Genomic DNA, 22,926 nt, shown 5'->3' with positions numbered 1-22,926 from the left:
GGTGAAGGCACGTCTTGTTTTTCCGGCTACTGTGCTCACCGCCCGTATGCCCGGTGCTTACGACCCGTATGCTCGGTGTTCACGATCCGTATGCTCGGTGCTCACCGCATGTATGCCCGGTACTTGGGAGACATTTGCACAGAGATCGGAAATCAACAACGGCCCTTCACCCTGTATCGCCGGTGAACAAAGCAGTGAAGCAAAAAGGTGAAGCCGATGGAAGGGGCAGAAAATATACAGAAGAGACATTCTTATGAAAAGAATAGTATGATGAAATGATAAAATAGTATCAAATACTTTGTTTTAACTACGCTAAATTTGCAATGTCGTTTTTTACTTCCCTAAAAATAGTGTACAGGAAAGAGAAACAACACAGTGTGAAGATGAAAGGATAATTTGAGTGCTAAATAAAAAAGTATTGGCTATGAGTATATTTAAAGATAAAGTAGTTAAATTGCTGGACGAAAAGACGAATCCTTATCTAAAGGGACGTATCGGGATAAATACTGTGATGAATTCGAGCACTATCAAATAGAAAGATGAATTTTTGATAGTAGTACATGTGAAGTGAGCAGATCGTAAATCGTCTATTCGAAAATTTTATATATGATTTCTTATCTTACATTTAGTTTGTTATGATGAAACTTAAAGAAAAAATAGGTTATGGCTTTGGTGATATGGCATCTTCCATGTTTTGGAAGTTATTCGGTTCCTATTTGATGATATTCTATACTGATGTGTTCGGACTTCCAGCGGCAATGGTCGGTACGATGTTTCTTATTACCCGTGTATGGGATTCGGCCTTTGACCCGATTGTAGGAGTGATTGCTGACCGTACTCATTCTCGTTGGGGGAAGTTCCGTCCTTATCTGTTGTTTTTGGCGGTTCCGTTTGCACTGATCGGTATATTGACATTTACCACTCCGGACTTGAATGATACGGGTAAGTTGGTATATGCATATATAACCTATTCATTGATGATGATGGTTTATTCTGCTATTAATGTACCCTATGCTTCCTTGTTGGGGGTGATGAGTCCTGAGCCGAAAGAGCGGAACACGCTTTCCACTTATCGCATGACGTTTGCTTATATCGGTAGTTTTGTTGCCTTATTACTGTTTATGCCTATGGTGAATTATTTCAAGCAGGGACATAGTGAGCAGTATGGTTGGATGATGGGAGTTGTGATAATAGCAGTGATGTGTGCCGCATTGTTTTATGGATGCTTTGCATGGACTCGCGAAAGAGTGAAGCCTATTAGGGAGAAGCAGAGTCCGCTGAAGGAGGATTTGAAAGACTTGCTTCACAACAAACCTTGGTGGATTTTACTGGGGGCGGGTATTGCTGCTCTGATATTCAACTCTATCCGGGATGGGGCGACTGTTTATTATTTCAAATATTTTGTGGTGGAAGAAGAGTATTCTGTGATTTCATTCTTCGGAGTTTCATTTGTATTGAGTGGAATCTATTTGGCTGTGGGACAGGCCGCCAATATAATAGGAGTGATCCTTGCGGCTCCGGTCAGCAATCGTATAGGGAAAAAGGCTACTTATATGGGGGCAATGATGATTGCAACTGTGCTGAGTATTATCTTTTATTGGTTTGATAAGGGTGATATTGCTCTTATATTTGCTTTCCAAATACTAATTAGTATTTGTGCGGGAAGTATCTTTCCTTTGTTATGGTCGATGTATGCCGATTGCGCCGATTATTCAGAACTCAAAACAGGGAACCGGGCCACCGGATTGGTATTCTCGTCCTCTTCCATGAGTCAGAAGTTCGGTTGGGCTATCGGTACGGCCGTTACGGGTTGGCTATTGGCTTATTTTGGGTTTCAAGCCAATGTCGTACAAAGCGAGGAGACCATTCATGGCATCAAGATGTTTTTGAGTTTTCTCCCTGCGATAGGTACAATACTGAGTGTTTTATTTATCAGTATGTATCCGTTGAGTGAGAAAAAAATGAAAGTAATTACCACTGAATTAGAGAAGAAAAGGAAAGAGTAAAAATGAAATCGATATCTATATTAACACAGGAAATGCAAGAAGTACTTACTACCAATATTCTACCATATTGGATGGAACGGATGGTAGACGAGCAATACGGTGGTTTTTATGGCTGCATTACCGGTAAGGAGGAATTAGTGCCCGAAGCTGAAAAAGGAGCTATTCTTAATGCTCGTATTTTGTGGACGTTTTCTGCTGCCTATCGTTTATTGAAGCGTCCGGAATATCTTGCAATAGCTACGCGTGCCAAAGAATATATCGTTGATCTTTTCTATGATAGAAAGTTTGGGGGCGTTTATTGGAGTCTTACCTACAAGGGGGAACCGCTCGATACCAAAAAACAGATTTACGCTATCGGTTTTGCCATTTACGGATTAAGTGAATATTATCGTGCCACAACAGACAAAGAGGCTCTTGAGTATGCAGTTTTGCTTTTTGAAAGTATCGAAGAACATAGTTTTGACCGTTTTAAAAATGGCTATTGTGAGGCACTTACTTGTCAGTGGGGAGAAATAGAGGATATGCGCCTTAGTGAAAAAGATGCTAACGAACGCAAAACGATGAATACACATCTGCATATTTTGGAACCATATACTAATCTTTATCGAGTGTGGAAAGATGAGCGATTACGACATCAGTTGCGTAATCTTATTACGCTTTTTACAGATAAAATATTAGATAGGAAGACTTTCCATCTACGGTTGTTTTTTGATGATGATTGGAATAGTAAATATCCTATTGTCTCTTACGGACATGATATCGAAGCATCCTGGCTTCTTCACGAAGCTGCTTTGGAATTAGGGGAAGCAGATATACTGGCAAAAGTGGAACCTATTATAAGGCGGATAGCTATTGCTGCTGGTGAAGGGTTTACACCGGAAAGGGGGATGATTTATGAAAAGAATCTTGTTACGGGGCATTTGGATGCTGATCGTCATTGGTGGGTACAGGCAGAAACCGTAGTGGGTTATATGAATATTTATCAGTATTTTGAGGACAAAGAAGCCTTGCAAAAAGCTACTGCTTGCTGGGAGTTTATCAAATCTCGCCTTATCGACAGGGAAAACGGTGAATGGTATTGGAGTATTCGTGCCGATGATACAGTGAATCGCACGGATGATAAGGCCGGTTTCTGGAAATGCCCTTACCATAACGGACGTATGTGCCTGGAGGTGATGGAGCGCTTTGGTGATGAGTAATAGCATGACTGATTGGCATATAAACACATCGGTTCATTGATACATTGTTTATCAGTAACAATATCGAAACACAAATTTAAACTTCTTGTATTTTAGTCGTATTACTTCCGTAATCGTCCCCCTCTAACTTTGCACCCGTAATAAAAACGCATAGCAAAGTTCGATGAAAAAACTATTTCTTGTAAAACTATTCCTTGCAGTCTTGTTTATCGCCTTATATACTCCTATAGCGATGGCTGCCAATATTAAAATTAAAGGTGCTGTAAAAGACAAATTATCCAAAGAACCTCTGATAGGTGCAACGATACGCCTTGTTGGAACTCAAGCAGGAGCTGTTACCGACTTGGATGGTAATTTTGAGCTTAATGGTGTGGGAGTTCTTGAAGGGATGTATGATATCGAAGTAAAATATGTAGGTTATAAAACCGAAGTTCGTCGTAAAGTCCGTGTAGAGAATGGGAATTTGGTTATTTTGAATTTGGAACTGGAAACAGATGCACAGGAGCTTGCCGATGTAGTGGTAGTGGCCAAAAAGAACCGTGAGAATGAAAATATGCTTCTGTTGGAACAGCAAAAAGCGGTGATTGCCGTGCAAGCCGTAGGGGTAAAAGAACTTTCGCGTAAAGGGGTGAGCGATGCGGAAGGAGCAGTATCCAAAGTGGCTGGAGTATCTAAACAGGAAGGTGTGAAAAACGTCTTTGTGCGCGGATTGGGCGATCGTTACAATGCCACTACTTTTAATGGTTTTCCTATTCCTTCGGAGGATCCGGAATATAAAAACATCTCTCTTGACTTTTTTTCTACGGATATTATCCAGACAGTCGGCGTGAATAAAGCCTTTAATGCCGGTGGTAGCAGCGATGTGGGTGGTGCCAATATCGACATAACTTCAAAAGAGTTGATTGGTGGCGGACATTTCAATATCGGGGTTTCCGGAGGATTCAATACACAGACTCTGACGACAGACTTTCTTAAGATGGATGGAGTCAATCTTCTGGGGATTGCTGACAAGACACAACCCGGCATGGAGAACAATTATAATTTTAAGAACAGTCTGGATCCGTCTGAGCATGACTTACAGATAAACCGCAACTACGGGGTTTCCGGTGGAAAAAGGTTTTATGTGGGACCGCAAAAAGATGCTCTTTCATTTTTTCTTGTAGCCGCACACAATACGGAATATCAATATGCCGAAGAGGTTTTGCGCAATACAACTACGAACGGAACTATCTATAAAGACCAGACAGGAAAGGTTTATGAGCAGAAAATCAGTCAACTGGCTCTTGCTAATTTGGATTATGATTACCGCAACCGTCACCATCTAAGCTATAATTTTATGATGGTACACGATAATGTGCAGTCGGTAGGCGACTATGACGGGATGGACTCGGGAAAATTCAATGATGATTACGATAACATGGGATTTACCCGTCGTCAGCAGGCTAATGATAATTGGTTACTTGTCAATCAGTTGATGACTAATTGGGGGCTGACCAAAACGCTGAGTTTTGATGCGGGGGCTTCGTACAACGTCGTAAAAGGTTCGGAACCGGATCGGCGTATCAATAATCTGCGTAAGGCAGCCGAAGGATATACCTTGCTCGAAGGTAATTCCCAACAGCGTTACTTCTCCGAACTGAATGAAAATGATTTGAATGTAAAAGCCGGTTTAACTTACCGTCTGGCGGATGATCAGGAGGAGATATCCAATATCCGCATCGGGTATAACGGACGCTTTGTGAATGATGATTTTGAAGCTACGGAATATAATATGACGGTTGCACACAGTTCTGTTTTCCGGTTGGAGGATTTTTCACTGGATAGTTATTACAATCAGGAGAATCTGAAAAACGGCTGGTTTGAGATTCAACGTAATGTTGACAAATATACGGTGAAGAAAGATATTCATTCTGCCTATGTGGAAGCTGTTTATCAGTTTGATGCCGCATGGATCCTGAATTTGGGTGTTAAATACGATCGTGTGGACATTTGTGTGGATTATGATGTGAACAAAGGGGGAGAAAAGGGTAGTGGGAAGATCGGTAAGAACTATTTCCTACCCAGTCTGAATCTGAAATACAACCTTACCTCCAAACAAGCCTTCCGCTTGGGAGCCAGCAAAACATACACCTTACCGCAACCCAAAGAAATTTCTCCTTACCGCTATGTTGGAGTGAACTTTAACAGCCAGGGTAATGAAAAGTTACAACCATCCGATAACTATAACCTTGATTTGAAGTGGGATTTCAATCCTACTCCGACAGAACTTGTTTCGCTGACCGCCTTTTATAAGTATATAAAAAATCCTATTTCACGCATTGAGGTTGCCAGTGCCGGTAATTATCTGTCGTATGAAAATATTTCAGATCATGCTACGGTAGCGGGAGTAGAACTGGAAGTACGTAAGAATCTCTTTACCCGTCCGGCAGGGAAGGGTACGTCGGGTATGAATCGTCTTTCTGTCGGCTTTAATGGCTCATACATCTATACCCATGCTAAAGTGCCGGGAGCTACAGTCACTACCGGTTCGCAGTTGGAAGGTGCGGCACCGTGGATTGTCAATTTTGATATTTCACACAATTATACGAGTGGAGATCGTAGCTTTATCAATACTCTGGTTTTCAATTATGTCAGTGATAAAATTTACACAATCGGGACGCAGGGTTATCAGGACATCATGGAACATAGTATTGCGACTCTCGACTTTGTCTCACAGGCTAAATTGAATAAGTATATCTCGCTTAATCTGAAAGCCCGTAACTTGCTCAATCCGGCACATAAATTGAGTCGTAAGGCAGACGATAACGGACGGGAGATAGTATTAAGCGATTATAAAAAGGGAATAAGCATCAGTCTGGGAGTGTCGTGTACATTCTAAAAGCGGACATTCGAATAAGATTATTACTAACTAATTTATTTTAAGGAAAATGAAAAGATTATTTTTGAATTTCATGGTCTGTACCGCAATGGTATCAGCCTTAGCATTGACTTCATGTGGTGATGATAATGAAGGTGATGGCAATGGTGGTGATGGAAGCAGTATCGTTTTCAACGGTAATACGCTGACCGGCTCATTAACAGGAAAAGAAACTCTCGAAGCAAAGGAATATATCCTGAGTGGTATTGTAGTGATTGAAAATGGAGGGGAACTGACGATTCCTGCTGGTACTACGATTAAAGCTCGCCAAGGGTTTAGTAATTATCTTCTTGTAGCGCAAGGTGGAAAAATCTATGCTAACGGAACGAAAGATGAACCGATTATTTTCACTGCCGATGAGGATAATGCCAAGTCCGGTCACTGGGGAGGTATCATCATCAATGGTAAAGCTCCTATTTCGGGTGATAAGGAAGACAAAAGTAATACGGCTTTGGCCGAGATCAATAATAAATATCCTTATGGAGGTAACAATGCTGCCGACAACTCGGGTGTGATGACTTATGTTTCGATCTGTTATGCCGGTGCACGCTCTACACAGGACATTGAACACAACGGCCTTACCTTGAATGGAGTAGGAAACGGTACGACAATTGAAAATATCTATGTTTTGGAAAGTGCCGATGATGCCATCGAATTTTTTGGAGGTACAGTGAACGTGAAGAATCTGCTTGCTGTAAATCCCGATGACGATATGTTTGATTTTACCCAGGGATATTGCGGAACATTGAGCAACTGCTATGGTATTTGGGAAAGTGATTATACCAGTACAGAAGCTGATCCGCGCGGCATTGAAGCGGATGGAAACTTTGACGGACTCTATCCGAATCACCTGCGTCAGTCGGATTTTGTTGTAGACGGCATGACCATTGTGAACAATGCTGCTAATACGACAGACAATGTAGACCGCATGCAGGATGTTATCAAGATTCGCCGTGGTGCCAAGGCAACCATCAAGAATGCACTGGTGAAAGGTACGGGCGGTGCTATCGATCTGGTAGACATGAATGATGGAAAAGGTGCAGGTAATGCCGCATCTACTATCAGCATTACGAACTCGCTTCAACTGACCGGTAAGAAGCTGAATGGTGAAGCTGTCTTGAATGAGGCCGGCAGTAATACGGGAGCTGATACAAGTGTATTTGGCTGGACAAAATATAATTTCTAAATCATTGTGAAAAAGTAATTTAAACTTGTCTCTATTTATTGAAACTGGAGGGTTTACGGGTCGTAAATTCTCCAGTTTTCATTTGTATATATAATATTGTTTCGAATATAGCACTTTGCAATATTAATTATCTATTTTTGTTGCTACAAATGAAAAATGGTATTTATGGTAATTACCCATTGTGATAATAGCGATTACGTACGCTTGTGTGAAATGTCTTTTTTAGCACAGGTAGGGTGGTGGGAAGCAAATTTTGCAACCCGCAGTTTTCGTTGTTCCGAATATATTAATGATCTGTTGGGGTTTGACAAAGAGGAAGAATTGACTTTCGATTCGCTTTGTCTTCTTATTCGTCCGGATTATCGTGAACGTATTAAGCGCGAGTTTGCTTCTCTGTCTTATATGAATACATATGATCAAACGTATCCGTTTGTTATTAATGGGAAGGAGATTTGGGTTCACTCACATTTAGGGGATAAAAGAGAGAACGAAGTAGGGGAACCGGTCGCTTTTGGATATCTCCGGCGTGTAGAAGGAGCGGAGAAAGACACGACAGAGCGTTTAGCGGTTCGCGTGAACGAACAATTATCCCGCCAAAATTCAATCTCTCAGTCTCTTTATCGCTTTATACAGGATAAAGATATCACTTCTGGGATCAATAGCATATTAAACGATATTCTCCAATTTTTTCAAGGTGGACGTGCTTATATCTTTGAATACGATGAAAAGTGTGAACATCATAGTTGTATCTTTGAAGTGTTGGCCGAGGGAGTAGAACCGGAAATCGACATATTACAGAATATTCCGGCAGGGAGTCTTCCATGGTGGACAGAGAGGATACTTTTAGGCCAGCCCATTGTTCTTAATAGTCTTGACGAGTTGAAAGAGAAAGCATCTGCAGAGTATGATATTCTTAGTAAACAGAACATTAAGTCGTTGCTTGTCGTTCCTCTCAAGTCGGGAGATAGAGTTTGGGGATATTTGGGCGTTGACTTGGTGAAACACAGTCACTCTTGGAGTAATGATGATTGTCAATGGCTCTCTTCTTTGGCCGATATTATCAGTATTTGTACTGAATTGCGCGTGGCTAAGGATGCGTCCGAGCATGAACGGACTTTTCTCCGTAATCTATTCCGCTACATGCCTATAGGATATATTCATATGAGTATTCTGCGTGATAGTGCGGGAGTTCCAGTTGATTATCTTCTTACTGATGCTAACCAGATGTTTGCTGATATAATCGGTATTCCGCGTGAAAGATATGTTGGAAAATGTGCCAGTGAGTTGGGATTCAATTATATGGGAAATCTCAATTATATCTCCGATATTATAGATGAAAATTGCTATAAGGAACTTGAAGTGCCTTTCCCCGCTTCCGGGAAAAACAGCCGTTGTATTGTTTATTCTCCGGAAAAGGATGAGGTTGTTGCACTCTTTGTCGATATCACAGAGACCCAGTTGGCTCACCGGGCACTCGACCGTAATGAAAAGCTTTTCCGTAATATTTTTACCAATATACCCGTGGGGATAGAAATCTATGACCAGAATGGTTTTATGATCGATATCAATAATAAAGATATGGATATATTCGGAGTTCGTGAGAAAAAGGGTGTATTAGGTGTCAATGTTTATCAGAATCCTAATGTACCTGAGGATGTAAAGGAACGGATGCAGTATGAAGAGTCATTGGATTTCGGCATGAATTATCCTTTCTCCGGTATTGAAGGATATTATGATTCGAAGAAAAAAGGATATATAGCACTTTATTCTAAAGTAAGCCGGCTTTGTGATGGAGCAGGTAATTTCTTAGGGCATATTTTTCTGAATATAGACAATACGGAACGCTTGGATGCTATCAATAAGATACAAGACTTTGAGAATTTTTTTCTTTTGATTTCCGACTATGCGAAGGTAGGATATGCCAAACTTAATCTTCTTGACAGGCAGGGGTATGCTATCAAGCAATGGTTCAAAAATATGGGAGAGGAGGAAGATACTCCATTATCCGATGTCGTTGGTGTGTATGGTAAGATGCATCCCGATGATCGTAAAGAGGTTCTTGATTTCTATCAGGAGGTTCAGACCGGACGTATCGGGAGTTTCCGCAAAGAAGTACGTATTCATAAGACGAAATCGGAAATGGCGGAAACCGAAAATGGGGATGTATTATCGGAATGGAACTGGGTGCGGATGAATATAATGTTGTCTCATTTTGCTCCTGAGGCGGGGATGATAGAACTTATCGGCATCAATTATGATATAACCGAATTGAAAGAAATTGAAGCTAAACTGATTGATGCAAAAGAAAGAGCGGAAGAAGCCGACCGCTTGAAAAGCGCTTTCTTGGCAAATATGAGTCATGAAATACGTACACCATTGAATGCAATTGTAGGATTTTCCGGATTGCTGGCAGAGACGGAGGATATGGACGAACGGAAGCAATACATGGATATTGTGGAAGAAAACAATGAACTGTTGCTGCAATTGATATCTGATATTCTTGATTTATCTAAGATAGAGGCTGGTACTTTTGAATTTAGTATCAGTGAGATGGATGTCAATTTACTGTGTGAGGACTTGGTACGTAGTATGCAAGGAAAGGTGCCCGAAGGGGTAGAACTGATATTCGACAAACATCTGCCGGAGTGTTTTATTATGTGTGATCGTAACCGGATACATCAGGTTATTTCTAACTTTGTAAATAATGCTATTAAGTTTACTTCTCATGGAAGCATTAGAGTCGGATACGAACAATTAGCGGATAACAGATTTCGTTTTTATGTATCCGATACGGGTATCGGTATCGCAGAAAGAGCCCGGCTACAGATATTCGATCGTTTTGTTAAGTTGAATTCATTTATTCATGGTACAGGATTGGGATTGTCCATTTGCCGGAGCATCATTGAACAGTTAGGAGGTGAAATAGGAGTGGATTCTAAAGAGGGAGAAGGTTCCTGTTTCTGGTTTATTTTACCGGTGGTATGTTAAAATAGTGATAAACGGATTAGCAACAAGTGATTAGTATCATGTGGCATGAAAACGCATCCCACTACTAACTAATCACTTGTTGCTAATCCGTTTATCACTATTTATAATCCGAACGCGAATTTGTCTATCGTCTGATAAACAATACTTGCAATTCCTAAACCTACTATACCGAGTACACAGATGGCCAGCCCTATCCGTGTACAGTTATCGCTGCGGAATGTCGGTATCGGATCATCTGAAGGAGTAATGTACATTGCCTTTACTATCAGAAGGTAGTAGTATAATGAGATGACCGTATTGACCAAAGCGATAAATACCAGTAAGTGGAAACCTGCCTGGAACGCAGACATGAAGATAAAGAATTTGGAAAAGAACCCTGCAAATGGCGGAATACCGGCCAGTGAGAATAGGGATAGGGTCATCACAAATGCTAATTTCGGATTGGTTTTATAAAGTCCTGCATACTCTTCGAGCGTGAACTTATGGCTGCGTAGTGCCACGATGGTAATAACGGCAAATACTCCTAAATTGGCTACGGCATAAACCAGTACATAATAGACCAGTGATGACATTCCGTCAGCAGTACCACCGATCACACCTAACATAATGTATCCTGCTTGTGATATACTGGAGAAGGCCATCAACCGTTTTAGATTTTGTTGGCGGATGGCAAATAAGTTAGCCAATGTGATGGAAGCAATCGTAACCCAGTAGAGAACCTCCTGCCAGTCGGCAATCATCGGGGCAAATACCTTAATGAGTACCGTCAGTAAAACGAAGGCAGCCGAACCTTTGGAAATAACACTCAGATAGGCTGTGACCACACTCGGTGCACCTTCGTACACATCAGCTGTCCACAAATGGAAAGGAACCAGTGACAGTTTGAATCCCATACCGGTGAAGAAAAATACGAATGCCATTATTTGCAGCATATTGCCGTCGATGTGGGCAGGCAGGTCGTTGAAGTAAAGTGTACCACAACTACCGTAAATCATGGACAGGCCGAACAGCAGCAAGGCGCTTGAGAATAAAGCTGTCAGTATGTATTTGGCTCCGGCTTCGGCAGAGTGATGACGATATTTGTCGAAAGCAACCAATGCTGCCATTGGGATACTGGCTGTTTCAAGTCCGATGAAGAACATCAAGAAGTGTCCGGCAGAAATCATCAGGTACATACCCAACAGGGTAGAGAGGGTCATAATATAAAATTCACCGCGTTTGATTGAAGTATCTTCTAACTTCAGCCATTCGGCAGCCATGAAAAATACGATGATTGTACCGATATTGAGCACGGCTTTGATGATGGTCTGCATCGGGGCGTACTGATACATTCCGCCAAAAGCTTCGGCGCTACCGGCGGCAGGTACCAGATTGATGATTGTATGAATGACCATCAGTACAATGGGCAGGATAGTGGCGAAACGCGCATTGTTCATGTTGTTCCGTTTATCCGGGTTCATAAACAAGTCTGCCAAAAATATAATGAGGATGACAGCTACCAGTGATAGCTCCTCTTTCATATATAGAAATTGTGAATAGTCCATTTCTTGCGTGATTTATAAGTTATAATTGATGATTGATCACGGAATTAGGTTGGATACTACAGGCAGAACACTACCGGATATCATATCACTAATCCAGAAGGGTGCCATACCCAATCCAGCTACGCAGACGATCAGGCAGATGACGGCAAAACGTTCATCCCAAGTAGCATCTGTCAGTGTCAGATGATGCTTGTTGGTACAAGTACCGTAGAGAATTTTTCCTACAAGGCGCAAGATATATACGGCTGTGATAACGATACTCGTACAAGCTATAATCGTCAGTGTCCGATGGAACACATCGAAATTCTGGAAAGAACCGACAAAAATAGTCATTTCGGCAACGAAACCGCTCAATCCCGGAAGTCCGAGGTTAGCAAGACCGGCAATGACGTAACATACCGACAGGAACGGCATTACTTTCATCAGCCCGTTCAATTCGCGAACGTCACGTGTGTGGGTACGTCCGTAGATCATACCGATCAGTGCAAAGAACAAGGCTGTCATCAATCCGTGCGACAGCATTTGGAGTATAGCACCTGTACAAGCCGTCTGGTTCATCATCAGAATGGCAAAAAGTACCAGGCCGCAGTGGCTTACGGAAGAGTAGGCATTGATGTATTTCAAGTCTGTCTGCACACAAGCGGAGAATGCACCATACACTACGGAGATACCGGTCAGTATCAGGAAAATCCATCCTAACTCATTGGCAGCCTCCGGCATCAGATACATGGCGATCCGGAAACAACCGTATCCTCCTAATTTCATCAGTACGCCGGCATGAAGCATAGATACGGCGGTGGGTGCCGAAGCATGACCGTCGGGACTCCATGTATGGAATGGGAAAAGAGCACCTAATACACCGAATCCCAGGAAAGTGAGAGGGAACCAGATACATTGTTGTGCGAAAGGTATATTGTGCAGTTGTGCAATTTCAAGGATGTTCATAGTAGTTCCGCCGGCACCGAAGAAGATCCCTAAAATGCCTATCAGCAAGAAAGCCGAACCACCCATCAACATCAGTGTCAGTTTCATGGCTGCGTATTCTTTACGACCCGAACCCCATACACCGATTAACAGATACATCGGGATCAGTGCGATTTCGTAGAACATGAACATGGTGAAAAGGTCGATCGAGATAAAGAACCCGAACACTCCCATTGACAACAGAGTGAACCAGAGAAAATATTCTTTAGTAAGCGGTTGTAGTCGCCAGGAAGCGAATGTTCCTGTGAATACGATGACAGCCGAGAGTAGCAACATAGCTACGGAAATGCCGTCCACGCCTACGGAATAGGCTATATGAAGCGGGGCATACCATACCGTATCAGCCCGGAAAAGCATTTCGGCAGTATCGCCACCGGCACGTGCCTGCAAGTATCCTACTGTCAGTGCCACAGCCGCTATCAACAGTGCCGAAGAACCGACAACCATTACGGTACGTATCTGCGCGATGTTACGGCTGAGCCAAAGGCCGAGTAACATCAGCAGTGGGATTAGTACGAAGATTGATAAGAAATTCATCTTTATATTACTATTTAACTATTTACAATTTACTGTTTAGAGAATCACGTTAGAGAATAAGCAACAGGATAAGAGCCAACGCTCCGCAAAGGAATACGTAGGTATACTGTTGTATCTGTCCGCTTTGGAAGCCACGGATGGAATCGCTCGCCGCATTGGCTGCCCAGGCAATGAAGTCGAACGTACCGTCTATTACATGACGATCGAACCAAGCGATCGGCTTGCTGATGCAGCGGAAGATAATCTTATGTGTGATAAACTGATACACCTCATCAATGTAGAACCGGTGGTAGGCAGCTGTCCACAATCCGGAGAAACGGCGTTGTAGGCTGTCGGCTACCGGTTGTTTACTGCCTTTATACATGTAAGTGGCAAGAGCGATAGATAGAAGGGCGATGACGATGCTTGTACCAGCCACCGTCCAGTCCAGATGGATCGTGTAGGATTCTCCGTTTGAACTGATGAAATGTCCGAAAGGGATGAATCCGGCTCCACAAGTGACGAGAGCCAAGAATATTAAAGGAATAGTCATAGCTGTCGGACTCTCATGGGGAGTGTGGGAAGACTGTTTGCTATTGTCTTTTCCCCAGAAGATGCCGTAATAAAGGCGGAACATGTAGAATGCGGTCATGGCGGCAATCACGGTCATAATCCAACCCATTACGGGGCTGAACTGGAAGCAGGCTGCCAGTATCTCGTCTTTAGAGAAGAAACCGGAGAACGGAGGAATGCCGGCAATAGCCAGACAGGCAATCAGGAATGTAATGTGTGTGATCGGCATGTATTTGCGCAAACCGCCCATCGCCGACATTTCATTGGAGTGTACGGCATGGATGATACTACCGGCACCGAGGAATAGCAATGCTTTAAACATCGCATGTGTGAATAAATGGAACATGGAAGCCATGTAGCCCAGGCCTCCGTGATGCGGGTCGGCAGAAGTACAGACTCCCAAAGCTACAATCATAAACCCGATCTGCGAGATGGTGGAGAAAGCGAGTACGCGTTTGATGTCACTCTGTACACAAGCCACACTGGCAGCATAGAACGCAGTGAAAGCGCCTACGTAAGCAATCCAATGCAATACATCCGGTGCATAGGCGATGAATAGCGGGAACATGCGGGCTACCAGATATACACCGGCTACTACCATTGTCGCAGCATGAATCAATGCAGATACGGGAGTAGGGCCTTCCATGGCATCCGGCAACCAGATGTGCAACGGAAACATAGCACTCTTACCGGCACCACCTACAAACATCAATCCCAATGCCAAAGGAAGCATTGAAGCACCGCCACTAATCAGCGAAACCGTATCGGGTGTAAATCCGAACGTTCCTCCGTAGTATCCGTAAATAAGGATACCGATCAGGAAACCCAAGTCGGCAAAACGTGTTACGATAAATGCTTTTTTACTGGCTGCGATGGCTGCCGGTTTGGTATAATAAAATCCGATGAGCAAATAAGACGATACACCCACCAATTCCCAGAATAGATACATTTGGAAAATATTGGTGGCTACCACCAACCCGAGCATCGACATTGTGAAAAGGCTCAGGAAAGCATAATAGCGCTGAAAGCCTTTTTCTCCTTTCATGTAGCCGAAAGAGTAGATGTGTACCATCAGCGACACAGTGGAGATGACAATTAACATCATCACCGAAATAGGGTCTAATAGAATTCCTATATTGAATGTCAGTGTTTCTGTGAAAGGCAACCACTCGAAATTATAAGGTATCCAAGTGGCAAATGTACCGTCTTCTAAGCGTGGTGCCGAAAAATATTGCACTGCTGTAACGTATGACAGCACCGCCACTACTCCCAACACTGCCGTGCCGATGAAACCCGCTGTGCGGTGCGTCATCCATTTCCCTCCGATTCCCAGCAACAGGAAAGAGAGGAGAGGGAGGAGAAGTATTAATATTGTATATTCCATATTGTTAATTTAATTCTTTATTTAATCAGTCAATGTCTTTTTACCACTTCATATCATCCAGTTTCTTGACTTGGATACTCCGGATATTACGGTAGATATTAATCATGATTGCGATGGCAACAGCCGTCTCGGCCGCCGAGATGGCTATAGAGAACAGCGCGAAGAAATACCCTTCCAGTCCGTCCGGAAAAAGAAAACGGTTGAATACGGCAAAGTTGATGTCCGTTGCGTTCAGCATCAGTTCTACGGAGATCAATATTGCCAGCGTGTTGCGGCGTGTAAAGAATCCGTAGATGCCTGCAAACATCATGATGGTCGAAACCACCAGATAATATTCCATGTGTATCATCATATCTATTTACTATTTGACGATTTACTATTTATTATTTTTTTATGCTTTTTATCTACGATTTTATCATTTATCGTTTACTCTTTCTGCATTGCGCAGCAAATGGTAAATCGTAAATTGTTCAATCGTAAATCTTTTCATCTTTTACGTGCAATCAACAATCCACCTACGATACAGGCCAGCAGCAAGATACTGACAGCTTCGAAAGGCAGAATATATCCGTATTTGTCTCCCGACAGTAGTGCATGTCCGATGGTTTTGATTGTGATCTCTATCGGTTCCGGATTGCTCACTGATACAAAACGATGGCTCAGAGTGATGAACAATACGATAATGGCTCCTACTATGGTGGTTCCCAGTCCAGCTATGAACTTACTACGTTTTAACTTCTCGGCACGGTCGCCCTCGCCGCTTGTCAATAAGATAGAAAACACATAGAGTACTACGATACCGCCGGCATAAACCATCATTTGTACCGAAGCCAGGAATGTGTATCCCAACAGAAAATAGATACCTGCCGTACCGAAAAGGACAAAGAGCAGGTAAGTGGCCGAACGTACGATACGTTGTGTTGTCACCGTCAGTATACACATTACTGAGATGAATGCGGCCAGGAAGTAGAATACTACTGTTTCAAGTGTAAATTCCATAATTTAATAATGTGCTGATATGCCAATGTGCTAATGTGCCGATTGGCTGTGCACTTATTTGTTTATTATTTAATTTATTTATTTTCTCAATTCTGCTAATGGTACATTGGTACCATTTAGCGTAATGCCACATAGGCGTATTATTTTTTTTCCATCACTTTACTGCCCTCATGGTTCAGCCGTAGTATGAGCTTTGACCGGTCGAATACGGCATGCTCGAAATTCTGATCAAACGTGATGGCATCGTGCGGACAAGCGTTCACACAGAGCTGGCAAAATATACAGGAACCGAGGTCGTATTCATATCTGGCAAGTATTTTCTTCTTTTTCCCTTCTTCCGTTTCAATCGTTTCGGAAATGACTTTTATCGTGTCATTGGGGCAGGCATTTTGACATAGTCCGCAGGCAATGCAACGATGTTCGTTCTGTTCGTTGTGCGGCATAGTAAGTGTGCCACGAAAACGGTCGAACATTTTCAATTCTTTCCGGTTTTCCGGGTATTGTTCTGTCACTTTCTTGCGGAAGTACACTTTCATGGTGGTCTTCATACCGGTCAGCAATGTGCCGATACCGTGAACAAGACCTCCTAAATATGTATATTCTTCTTTTTTCATTCTTCTATATGATTAAAATAATCTCCTGGAAGCACTAAAAGTGCAGGCCGAAGACAACGATTAATACCATCAGTAATAGGTTCAGCATGGATATCGGTACCAGGTATTTCCATTCTAATGCTAAGATCTGGTCGATACGTAGGCGGGGAAAAGTCCATTTCACCCACATCAGTAGGAATACTACGAAGAATGCCTTACCGAAGAACCAGATAAATCCGGGAATATAATCCATTATGGCATTGAAGCCGTCCAGTCCGGAGATATGCAATGGCATCCAACCTCCTAAAAAAATGGTGGCGGCTACAGCCGATACGATGAATAAATTCAGATATTCTGCCAGATAGAAGAAACCGAAGTGCATACCCGAATATTCCGTGTGATAACCTGCTGTCAGCTCACTTTCGGCTTCGGGAAGGTCGAATGGACCACGATTACATTCTGCGTTTCCTGCAATCAGATAGATGATGAAAGCGATAACGGCAGGGATGTGTCCTTTAAAGATAAACCATCCGTCCGCCTGTCCTTCTACGATTTCAGAGAACTGCATGGTACCCATCAGTACTACCATCGTCAGTATACTCAAGCCTACCGATAATTCATAACTGATGATCTGAGCACCGCTACGCATGGCACCGATCAGGGAAAATTTATTGTTTGATCCCCATCCGGCGAGCAAGATACCCACTACACCTATACTCGAAGCTGCTAACAGGAAGAATACGCCTACGTTGAAGTTCAGTACTTCCATTCCCTTGTTTATCGGTAGACATGCAAAGGTGAGGAAAGAGGCGATAATCACCATGAACGGTGCCAAATTATATAGGAATTGGTCGGCTCCCTTCGGGTTGAAAATCTCTTTGGTGAGCATTTTCAGGACGTCACAAATCACTTGTATGGAGCCCCATGGGCCTACGCGCATCGGTCCGAGACGGCATTGGAAGAATCCGCACACTTTGCGCTCCATATATATCAGTACAATGGCAAGGAGGGCATACATTAATATGATACATACGCCTATTGCCACACATTCGATGAATACAGCCCATCCTTCCGGCATGACGGAAGTCAGCATTTGGTGTATCCAGTTTGTTACAATACTAAAGTCAAACATGTTTTTTTTTGATTTATGATTTTTTGATTTATGAAAGGATGGCTTTTGATTGATGAATTATAACCGGAGAGTTTCCGTCATTCAAAAATCATAAATCATCATTCATAAATCATAAGTCTCTTTTATCTATCAATATCCGGTACTACATAGTCCAATGTTCCACCAATGGCAATCAAGTCGGCAATCTTGGCTCCTCGACAGATTGTATCGACTACACTCACCAACGGTAATCCCGTAGAGCGGTAGTGTAAACGATAAGGCATCTTGTCGCCCCGGCTTTCAAGGTATACACCGAATTCTCCACGACTGCCTTCCACGGCAGCATAATAAGAACCTTCGGGTACACGGATGATCGGTTTCATTTTCTCTTGGAACGGTCCTTCAGGGATGTTGTCGATCAATTGTTCGATGATGTTGAGACTTTCCATGATTTCGTCCATACGCACCATGTAGCGGGCAAACGAGTCCCCTTCGGTATAGAGAATTTCTTTAAAGTCCACTTTGTCGTATACACCGTAGGGCATACGTTTACGAACATCGCAAGCCCAGCCACTGGCACGTCCCGTACCTCCGGTGGCGCCGAATGAGATGGCGTCTTCCCGACTCAATACGCCTACACCTTTCAGACGGCTTTGGGCGATGATATTACCTGTAAATACATCGTGGTATTCGTGTATGATACCTCTCATGTAAGGGATAAATTCTTTCACCCGTTTTACGAAGTTGGGATGGAGGTCGGCTTGTACGCCACCGATGGTGTTATAATTCATAATCAACCGTCCGCCGCAGGTCTCTTCGAAAATGTCCAAAATCTTTTCCCGGTCACGGAAGCCATAGAAGAATGCTGTCAGTGCTCCGAGGTCCATACAGAGACAAGCATAGAATAAAAGGTGAGAGTCGATACGTTGCAACTCGTCCATGATGGTGCGGATGTATTTTACCCGGTCGCTTACTTCGATGCCCATCGCCTTTTCGATACACATACACAAAGCATGCCGGTTTTGTTGCGCTCCGAGATAGTCAAGACGGTCGGTCAGTGCCAGTGTTTGTGGGTAGGTGAGGCTTTCGTTCATCTTCTCGATACCACGGTGTATATAACCGCAGTTCGGGTCGATTTTACGGATGATTTCCCCTTCTAATGATACACGGAAACGGAGTACACCGTGTGTGGCCGGATGCTGAGGTCCGATATTCACCACATACTCTTCATCGCCGAAAAGAATGGTTTCTTTATTTTTTATACTTCCATCCGGGTTCAGTTCGATTTCCGTTGTCGTGTCGATGGTGTCCTCGTTCCACATGCGCAGCGGGTTTTCTTTTTCGGGATCGTTGTCTTTTCGTAGCGGATAGCCTACCCAATCGTTACGTAGAAAGAGACGACGCATGTCAGGATGCCCGACAAAGACAATACCATAGTAGTCGTACACTTCACGTTCGTTTAATTCTGCCGCTTTCCAAAGGTCGCATACAGAAGGAATTTCCGGATTTTCACGGTTCAGGGTAGACGTTTTCACGGCAATGCGTTCTCCGGTGGTAGTGGATTCTAAATGATATACCACCCCCAAGCCACGAACAGTATCCGGTGCATCATTTTCGGCAGGTTCTCCCCAGTCCATGCCGGTAAGGCTTTCCAGAAAATCCATCTTCCGCTCATTCCGCAAGCGTGCCATTTCGTCGTGTAACGCTGCGGGTTCTATGTATTTTATTTCTTGCATACTATTAATAATTAGTCAATATGTCAATGTGACAATTGGTTGTACTGTTTATTGCGCTGCTTGATACGCTAATATGCCGGCTGATTATCTCATCATGCCGCATGGCAATTGGCACATTGGCATATTGGCACATTGAATCATTATTCCTGTTCCTTTTCTTTTCTATTTACTCCGCCGAAGAATTTTTCAATTTTCACTTTACGTTGCAACTGCATCATTCCATAATAAAATGCTTCAGGGCGAGGCGGGCATCCCGGAATGTATACATCTACCGGGAGAATTTTGTCTACTCCGTTCAGTACATGATAGGATTTTTTGAAAGGGCCTCCGCTTACGGCGCATCCACCTACGGCGATCACATATTTTGGATCGGCCATCTGATCGTACAGACGTTTCAGTACCGGAGCCATTTTGTTGGTGATTGTACCGCATACCATGATCATATCTGCTTGCCGTGGACTGGCACGGGCTACTTCAAACCCGAAGCGGGCCATGTCGTAACGCGCGGCACCCAGTGCCATGAATTCGATACCGCAACAACTGGTTGCGAAAGTAAGTGGCCACAGCGAATTACTGCGTCCCCAGTTGATGAGGTCGTCCAGTACTCCCACAAAGACGTTTGCACCTCCTTGATTGAGTTCCTGAACCAGCTTCTCCAACGACTCATTGTCGATGAATTCGTCATATGGGATTGATTTTATTTTGGGTTTCTTTATTACTTCCATTCCAAAGCTCCTTTCCGCCAGGCATAAGCGAGTCCCAGCACCAATATTACTAAAAAGAAGATAACGCTTATCAGCGCTTGTACTCCCATGTCGCGTACTACTACTGCCCATGGGAAAAGGAATACCGTTTCCACATCGAACATGAGAAACAGAATGGCAAACAGGTAGTAACCCACACGAAACTGCATCCATGATTTTCCGCGTGTGGGAATACCACATTCATAGGCTTCAAACTTTTGTGCATTGTATGATCGTGGAGAAATAGCTCTTGACAGGGCTATCACTACACCGACAAATGCAATTGCCGTTAGCAAAACAACAACTAACAATGTAAAATTCATAATCCAAGTATATATTTAGATTGAGAAATATTTTTTCTTAAACTAAAAGCGGAGGATTGTGGTAGAAATGTATATTACGTACATAAGAAAGGATTCTCCCTTACAAGTACTGTACGCAACTATAAAGATGTAACAACGGGGATACATCTTTACCACGAATCGTTTGGTTTCCGAAGTAAGTTCGTTACTGTTAAATTACGATTTTCCTCTGCCCGTAAATGTAGTGCATTATGGGGTCTTCGGGGTCGTGGGTGTATAACTGTGACGAATGTTCGTAAAGTGAAGGAAGTATTCCTCTATATCTGTACTGACGAATGGCCAGACGCAGGAAATTTTTGTCGGTAGGTACGTGCGAGAGGTCGGCGTGTCCCATTTCACAGGAGAGCGGAGAACAGAAAAGATAAAACTTTTCGATGGCATTACGCATGGGGCGTGCCTGTGATACAAAACATTTGTTATGGCTTAAAACATCGGGCATTACAGTCTCCCCCGTCGCTTCCGTCACTATTGAGTGAAGCAATAGGGCAAATATCAATAATATGCCATATTTTAAGCTTTGTTTCATATTTCGCTTTTAAACGGCTGCAAATATAGAATTTAAATTCATTCTTTTTGCAATCTCTGCATGACAAAAAAGGTTTTTTAGCACTCTGAATTGATTTGGATCAATTCTTTTTCCAGAAATCGGAGCTGAATAATAATAAAACCGTAAATAACTCGAGACGTCCGAGCAACATAAAAAATGACATCAGCCATTTAGCAGCATCGGGCAGTTCGTTCCATGAGTAAGCAGGACCACACAGGCCGAGTCCTGGTCCCATGTTTCCCAGACTGGAGATGGTACATCCCAATGATTCCGTCAGGCCGACTCCTAACCCGAGCATTGCCAATGTGCCGGCGATAATTAGTACGGTATACAAGAAAGTGAATGCTAACACGGTAGAACGTATGGAGGGAGAGATAACCTGTTTGTTTACCCGTACCGGAAGCACGGCGTTGGGATGTATGATGTGTTTGAATTCGTTTCTTGAAACTTTGGCCAGTATAACCAGACGGATGCTTTTTATACCTCCTGTGGTACTACCGGCACAGGCACCCATAATCATAATTACGGTTAGCATGCCCCATGTTATCGCCGGCCACGTCATATAATCGGCTGTTGCAAATCCCGTAGATGTGTGGAGAGAAGCTACCTGAAAGAGTGATTTACGGAAAGCCTCTTCTACTCCCATCGAACTGTTATAATAGAGAATAGCGGCAATTACTATCGTAAAACCTGTCACGGACCAGAAATACCATTTCAATTCGGCATCGTGGACAAATTTTTTGAGCTTTCCGTTGACGAACAATAATAATAAGGTGAAGTTGATACCTGATATAAACATGAAGATAGAGATCACATATTCTATATAAGGAGAGTGATAATATTCGATGCTGGCCTGTTTGGTAGAGAACCCCCCGGTACTGGTGGTTGCGAAAGCATGGCATATGCTGTCGAAAATATTCATTCCGCCGAACATTAATAGAATGATCAGTGTTCCTGTTAGCCCGGCATAAATACCCCATATCCATTTGGCAGTGATACCGATGCGCGGGTGTACCTTGTCATGTGTCGGTCCGCTGGCTTCGGCGGCAAACACCTGAATACCTCCCACACCGAATATCGGGAGTACGGCTATAGTGAAAAATACGATTCCCAATCCGCCGATCCATTGCGTCATGCTACGCCAGAAGAGCAAACCGTGGGGGAGTTTTTCTATATCGTTTAATATAGTGGCTCCTGTACTGCTGAAACCGGACATGGTTTCGAAAAAAGCATTTGTGATCGAAGGGATATAACCGCTCAGATAGAAGGGGAGCATTCCGAAAAGAGAGAAAGCCAGCCAGGCAACAGTAACGATGACATATCCGTCGCGGCGTCCCAATTGTTTCTCGGCTCCGCGTCCGATAAAAAGTAATACCACTCCCATCAATGCAGTGAGACTTGCCGATTGCAGAAAACTTATCAGATCATCTTCATGATACAGTAACGATACCCCTCCGCAACACAATAGCATGGCTGTTTCTATCAATAGCAGAAATCCGGTGATGCGGTATATCATTTTAGAATTAATCATATTTAAT

18 protein-coding genes are annotated in these 22,926 nt (G+C 43.2%); 6 read left to right on the top strand and 12 right to left on the bottom strand.

Annotated elements, in window-relative coordinates; translation table 11 throughout:
- Position 1: 1 nt before the first annotated feature.
- The 6 genes from HMPREF1532_RS05010 to HMPREF1532_RS04985 all read left to right on the top strand — a co-directional run bounded on the left by HMPREF1532_RS05010 (position 2) and on the right by HMPREF1532_RS04985 (position 10,296).
- Positions 2–211: a hypothetical protein gene (locus HMPREF1532_RS05010; protein ID WP_025818956.1), complete on the top strand. Its 210-nt coding sequence runs from the start codon at positions 2–4 to the stop codon at positions 209–211.
- Between the two features lie 424 nt (positions 212–635).
- The gene (locus tag HMPREF1532_RS05005) at positions 636–2,006 is read left to right on the top strand and encodes an MFS transporter (protein WP_005925717.1); all 1,371 of its coding nucleotides are present in this window, start codon (positions 636–638) and stop codon (positions 2,004–2,006) included.
- A gap of 2 nt (positions 2,007–2,008) precedes the next feature.
- Positions 2,009–3,205, top strand: coding sequence for an AGE family epimerase/isomerase (locus tag HMPREF1532_RS05000; RefSeq protein ID WP_007478713.1), 1,197 nt, complete (start codon positions 2,009–2,011; stop codon positions 3,203–3,205).
- Positions 3,206–3,368: 163 nt separating this feature from the next.
- Positions 3,369–6,083 carry a TonB-dependent receptor gene (locus tag HMPREF1532_RS04995; protein WP_005925712.1) on the top strand — a complete coding sequence of 905 codons (2,715 nt, stop codon included), beginning with the start codon at positions 3,369–3,371 and terminating at the stop codon, positions 6,081–6,083.
- 49 nt (positions 6,084–6,132) lie between these two features.
- A complete protein-coding gene (locus HMPREF1532_RS04990) occupies positions 6,133–7,308 on the top strand; it encodes a hypothetical protein (RefSeq protein WP_005925709.1) in 1,176 nt (391 codons plus the stop codon).
- A gap of 165 nt (positions 7,309–7,473) precedes the next feature.
- Positions 7,474–10,296 carry a sensor histidine kinase gene (locus HMPREF1532_RS04985; protein ID WP_005925706.1) on the top strand — a complete coding sequence of 941 codons (2,823 nt, stop codon included), beginning with the start codon at positions 7,474–7,476 and terminating at the stop codon, positions 10,294–10,296.
- Between the two features lie 101 nt (positions 10,297–10,397).
- Here HMPREF1532_RS04985 and HMPREF1532_RS04980 read toward each other — a convergent pair whose 3' ends face one another.
- The 12 genes from HMPREF1532_RS04980 to HMPREF1532_RS04925 form a co-directional block, all read right to left on the bottom strand.
- Complete coding sequence (locus tag HMPREF1532_RS04980) at positions 10,398–11,840, bottom strand: NADH-quinone oxidoreductase subunit N (RefSeq protein ID WP_005925703.1); 1,443 nt, start codon at positions 11,838–11,840, stop codon at positions 10,398–10,400.
- 36 nt (positions 11,841–11,876) lie between these two features.
- Positions 11,877–13,361, bottom strand: coding sequence for a complex I subunit 4 family protein (locus HMPREF1532_RS04975; RefSeq protein ID WP_005925700.1), 1,485 nt, complete (start codon positions 13,359–13,361; stop codon positions 11,877–11,879).
- A 49-nt stretch (positions 13,362–13,410) separates the two neighbouring features.
- Positions 13,411–15,297: an NADH-quinone oxidoreductase subunit L gene (gene nuoL / locus HMPREF1532_RS04970; RefSeq protein ID WP_005925697.1), complete on the bottom strand. Its 1,887-nt coding sequence runs from the start codon at positions 15,295–15,297 to the stop codon at positions 13,411–13,413.
- A 40-nt stretch (positions 15,298–15,337) separates the two neighbouring features.
- Positions 15,338–15,646: an NADH-quinone oxidoreductase subunit NuoK gene (gene nuoK / locus HMPREF1532_RS04965; protein ID WP_025818955.1), complete on the bottom strand. Its 309-nt coding sequence runs from the start codon at positions 15,644–15,646 to the stop codon at positions 15,338–15,340.
- 137 nt (positions 15,647–15,783) lie between these two features.
- Positions 15,784–16,296 (bottom strand): NADH-quinone oxidoreductase subunit J family protein, encoded by a 513-nt coding sequence (locus HMPREF1532_RS04960; protein ID WP_005925692.1) that lies wholly within the window; start codon positions 16,294–16,296, stop codon positions 15,784–15,786.
- 140 nt (positions 16,297–16,436) lie between these two features.
- Positions 16,437–16,910 carry a NuoI/complex I 23 kDa subunit family protein gene (locus HMPREF1532_RS04955; RefSeq protein WP_005925690.1) on the bottom strand — a complete coding sequence of 158 codons (474 nt, stop codon included), beginning with the start codon at positions 16,908–16,910 and terminating at the stop codon, positions 16,437–16,439.
- 34 nt (positions 16,911–16,944) lie between these two features.
- Positions 16,945–18,021 (bottom strand): NADH-quinone oxidoreductase subunit NuoH, encoded by a 1,077-nt coding sequence (gene nuoH / locus HMPREF1532_RS04950; protein WP_005925687.1) that lies wholly within the window; start codon positions 18,019–18,021, stop codon positions 16,945–16,947.
- Positions 18,022–18,143: 122 nt separating this feature from the next.
- Positions 18,144–19,736 carry an NADH-quinone oxidoreductase subunit D gene (locus tag HMPREF1532_RS04945; protein WP_005925685.1) on the bottom strand — a complete coding sequence of 531 codons (1,593 nt, stop codon included), beginning with the start codon at positions 19,734–19,736 and terminating at the stop codon, positions 18,144–18,146.
- Positions 19,737–19,876: 140 nt separating this feature from the next.
- A complete protein-coding gene (locus tag HMPREF1532_RS04940; RefSeq protein WP_005925682.1) occupies positions 19,877–20,461 on the bottom strand; it encodes an NADH-quinone oxidoreductase subunit B in 585 nt (194 codons plus the stop codon).
- Positions 20,452–20,802, bottom strand: coding sequence for an NADH-quinone oxidoreductase subunit A (locus HMPREF1532_RS04935; protein WP_005925679.1), 351 nt, complete (start codon positions 20,800–20,802; stop codon positions 20,452–20,454). Before HMPREF1532_RS04935 ends, HMPREF1532_RS04940 begins: the two co-directional genes overlap by 10 nt.
- Positions 20,803–20,992: 190 nt before the next feature.
- Positions 20,993–21,367 (bottom strand): hypothetical protein, encoded by a 375-nt coding sequence (locus tag HMPREF1532_RS04930; RefSeq protein WP_005925676.1) that lies wholly within the window; start codon positions 21,365–21,367, stop codon positions 20,993–20,995.
- 100 nt (positions 21,368–21,467) lie between these two features.
- On the bottom strand, positions 21,468–22,919 hold the full coding sequence (locus HMPREF1532_RS04925; protein WP_025818954.1) for a TrkH family potassium uptake protein: 1,452 nt from the start codon (positions 22,917–22,919) through the stop codon (positions 21,468–21,470).
- Positions 22,920–22,926 lie beyond the last annotated feature (7 nt).

This window comes from Bacteroides salyersiae WAL 10018 = DSM 18765 = JCM 12988 (genome assembly GCF_000381365.1).
In the GTDB taxonomy this organism is placed as follows: Bacteria; Bacteroidota; Bacteroidia; order Bacteroidales; family Bacteroidaceae; genus Bacteroides; species Bacteroides salyersiae.
Note: the sequence above shows the minus strand (reverse complement) of the source record. Positions and strands in the feature narration are given on the sequence as shown.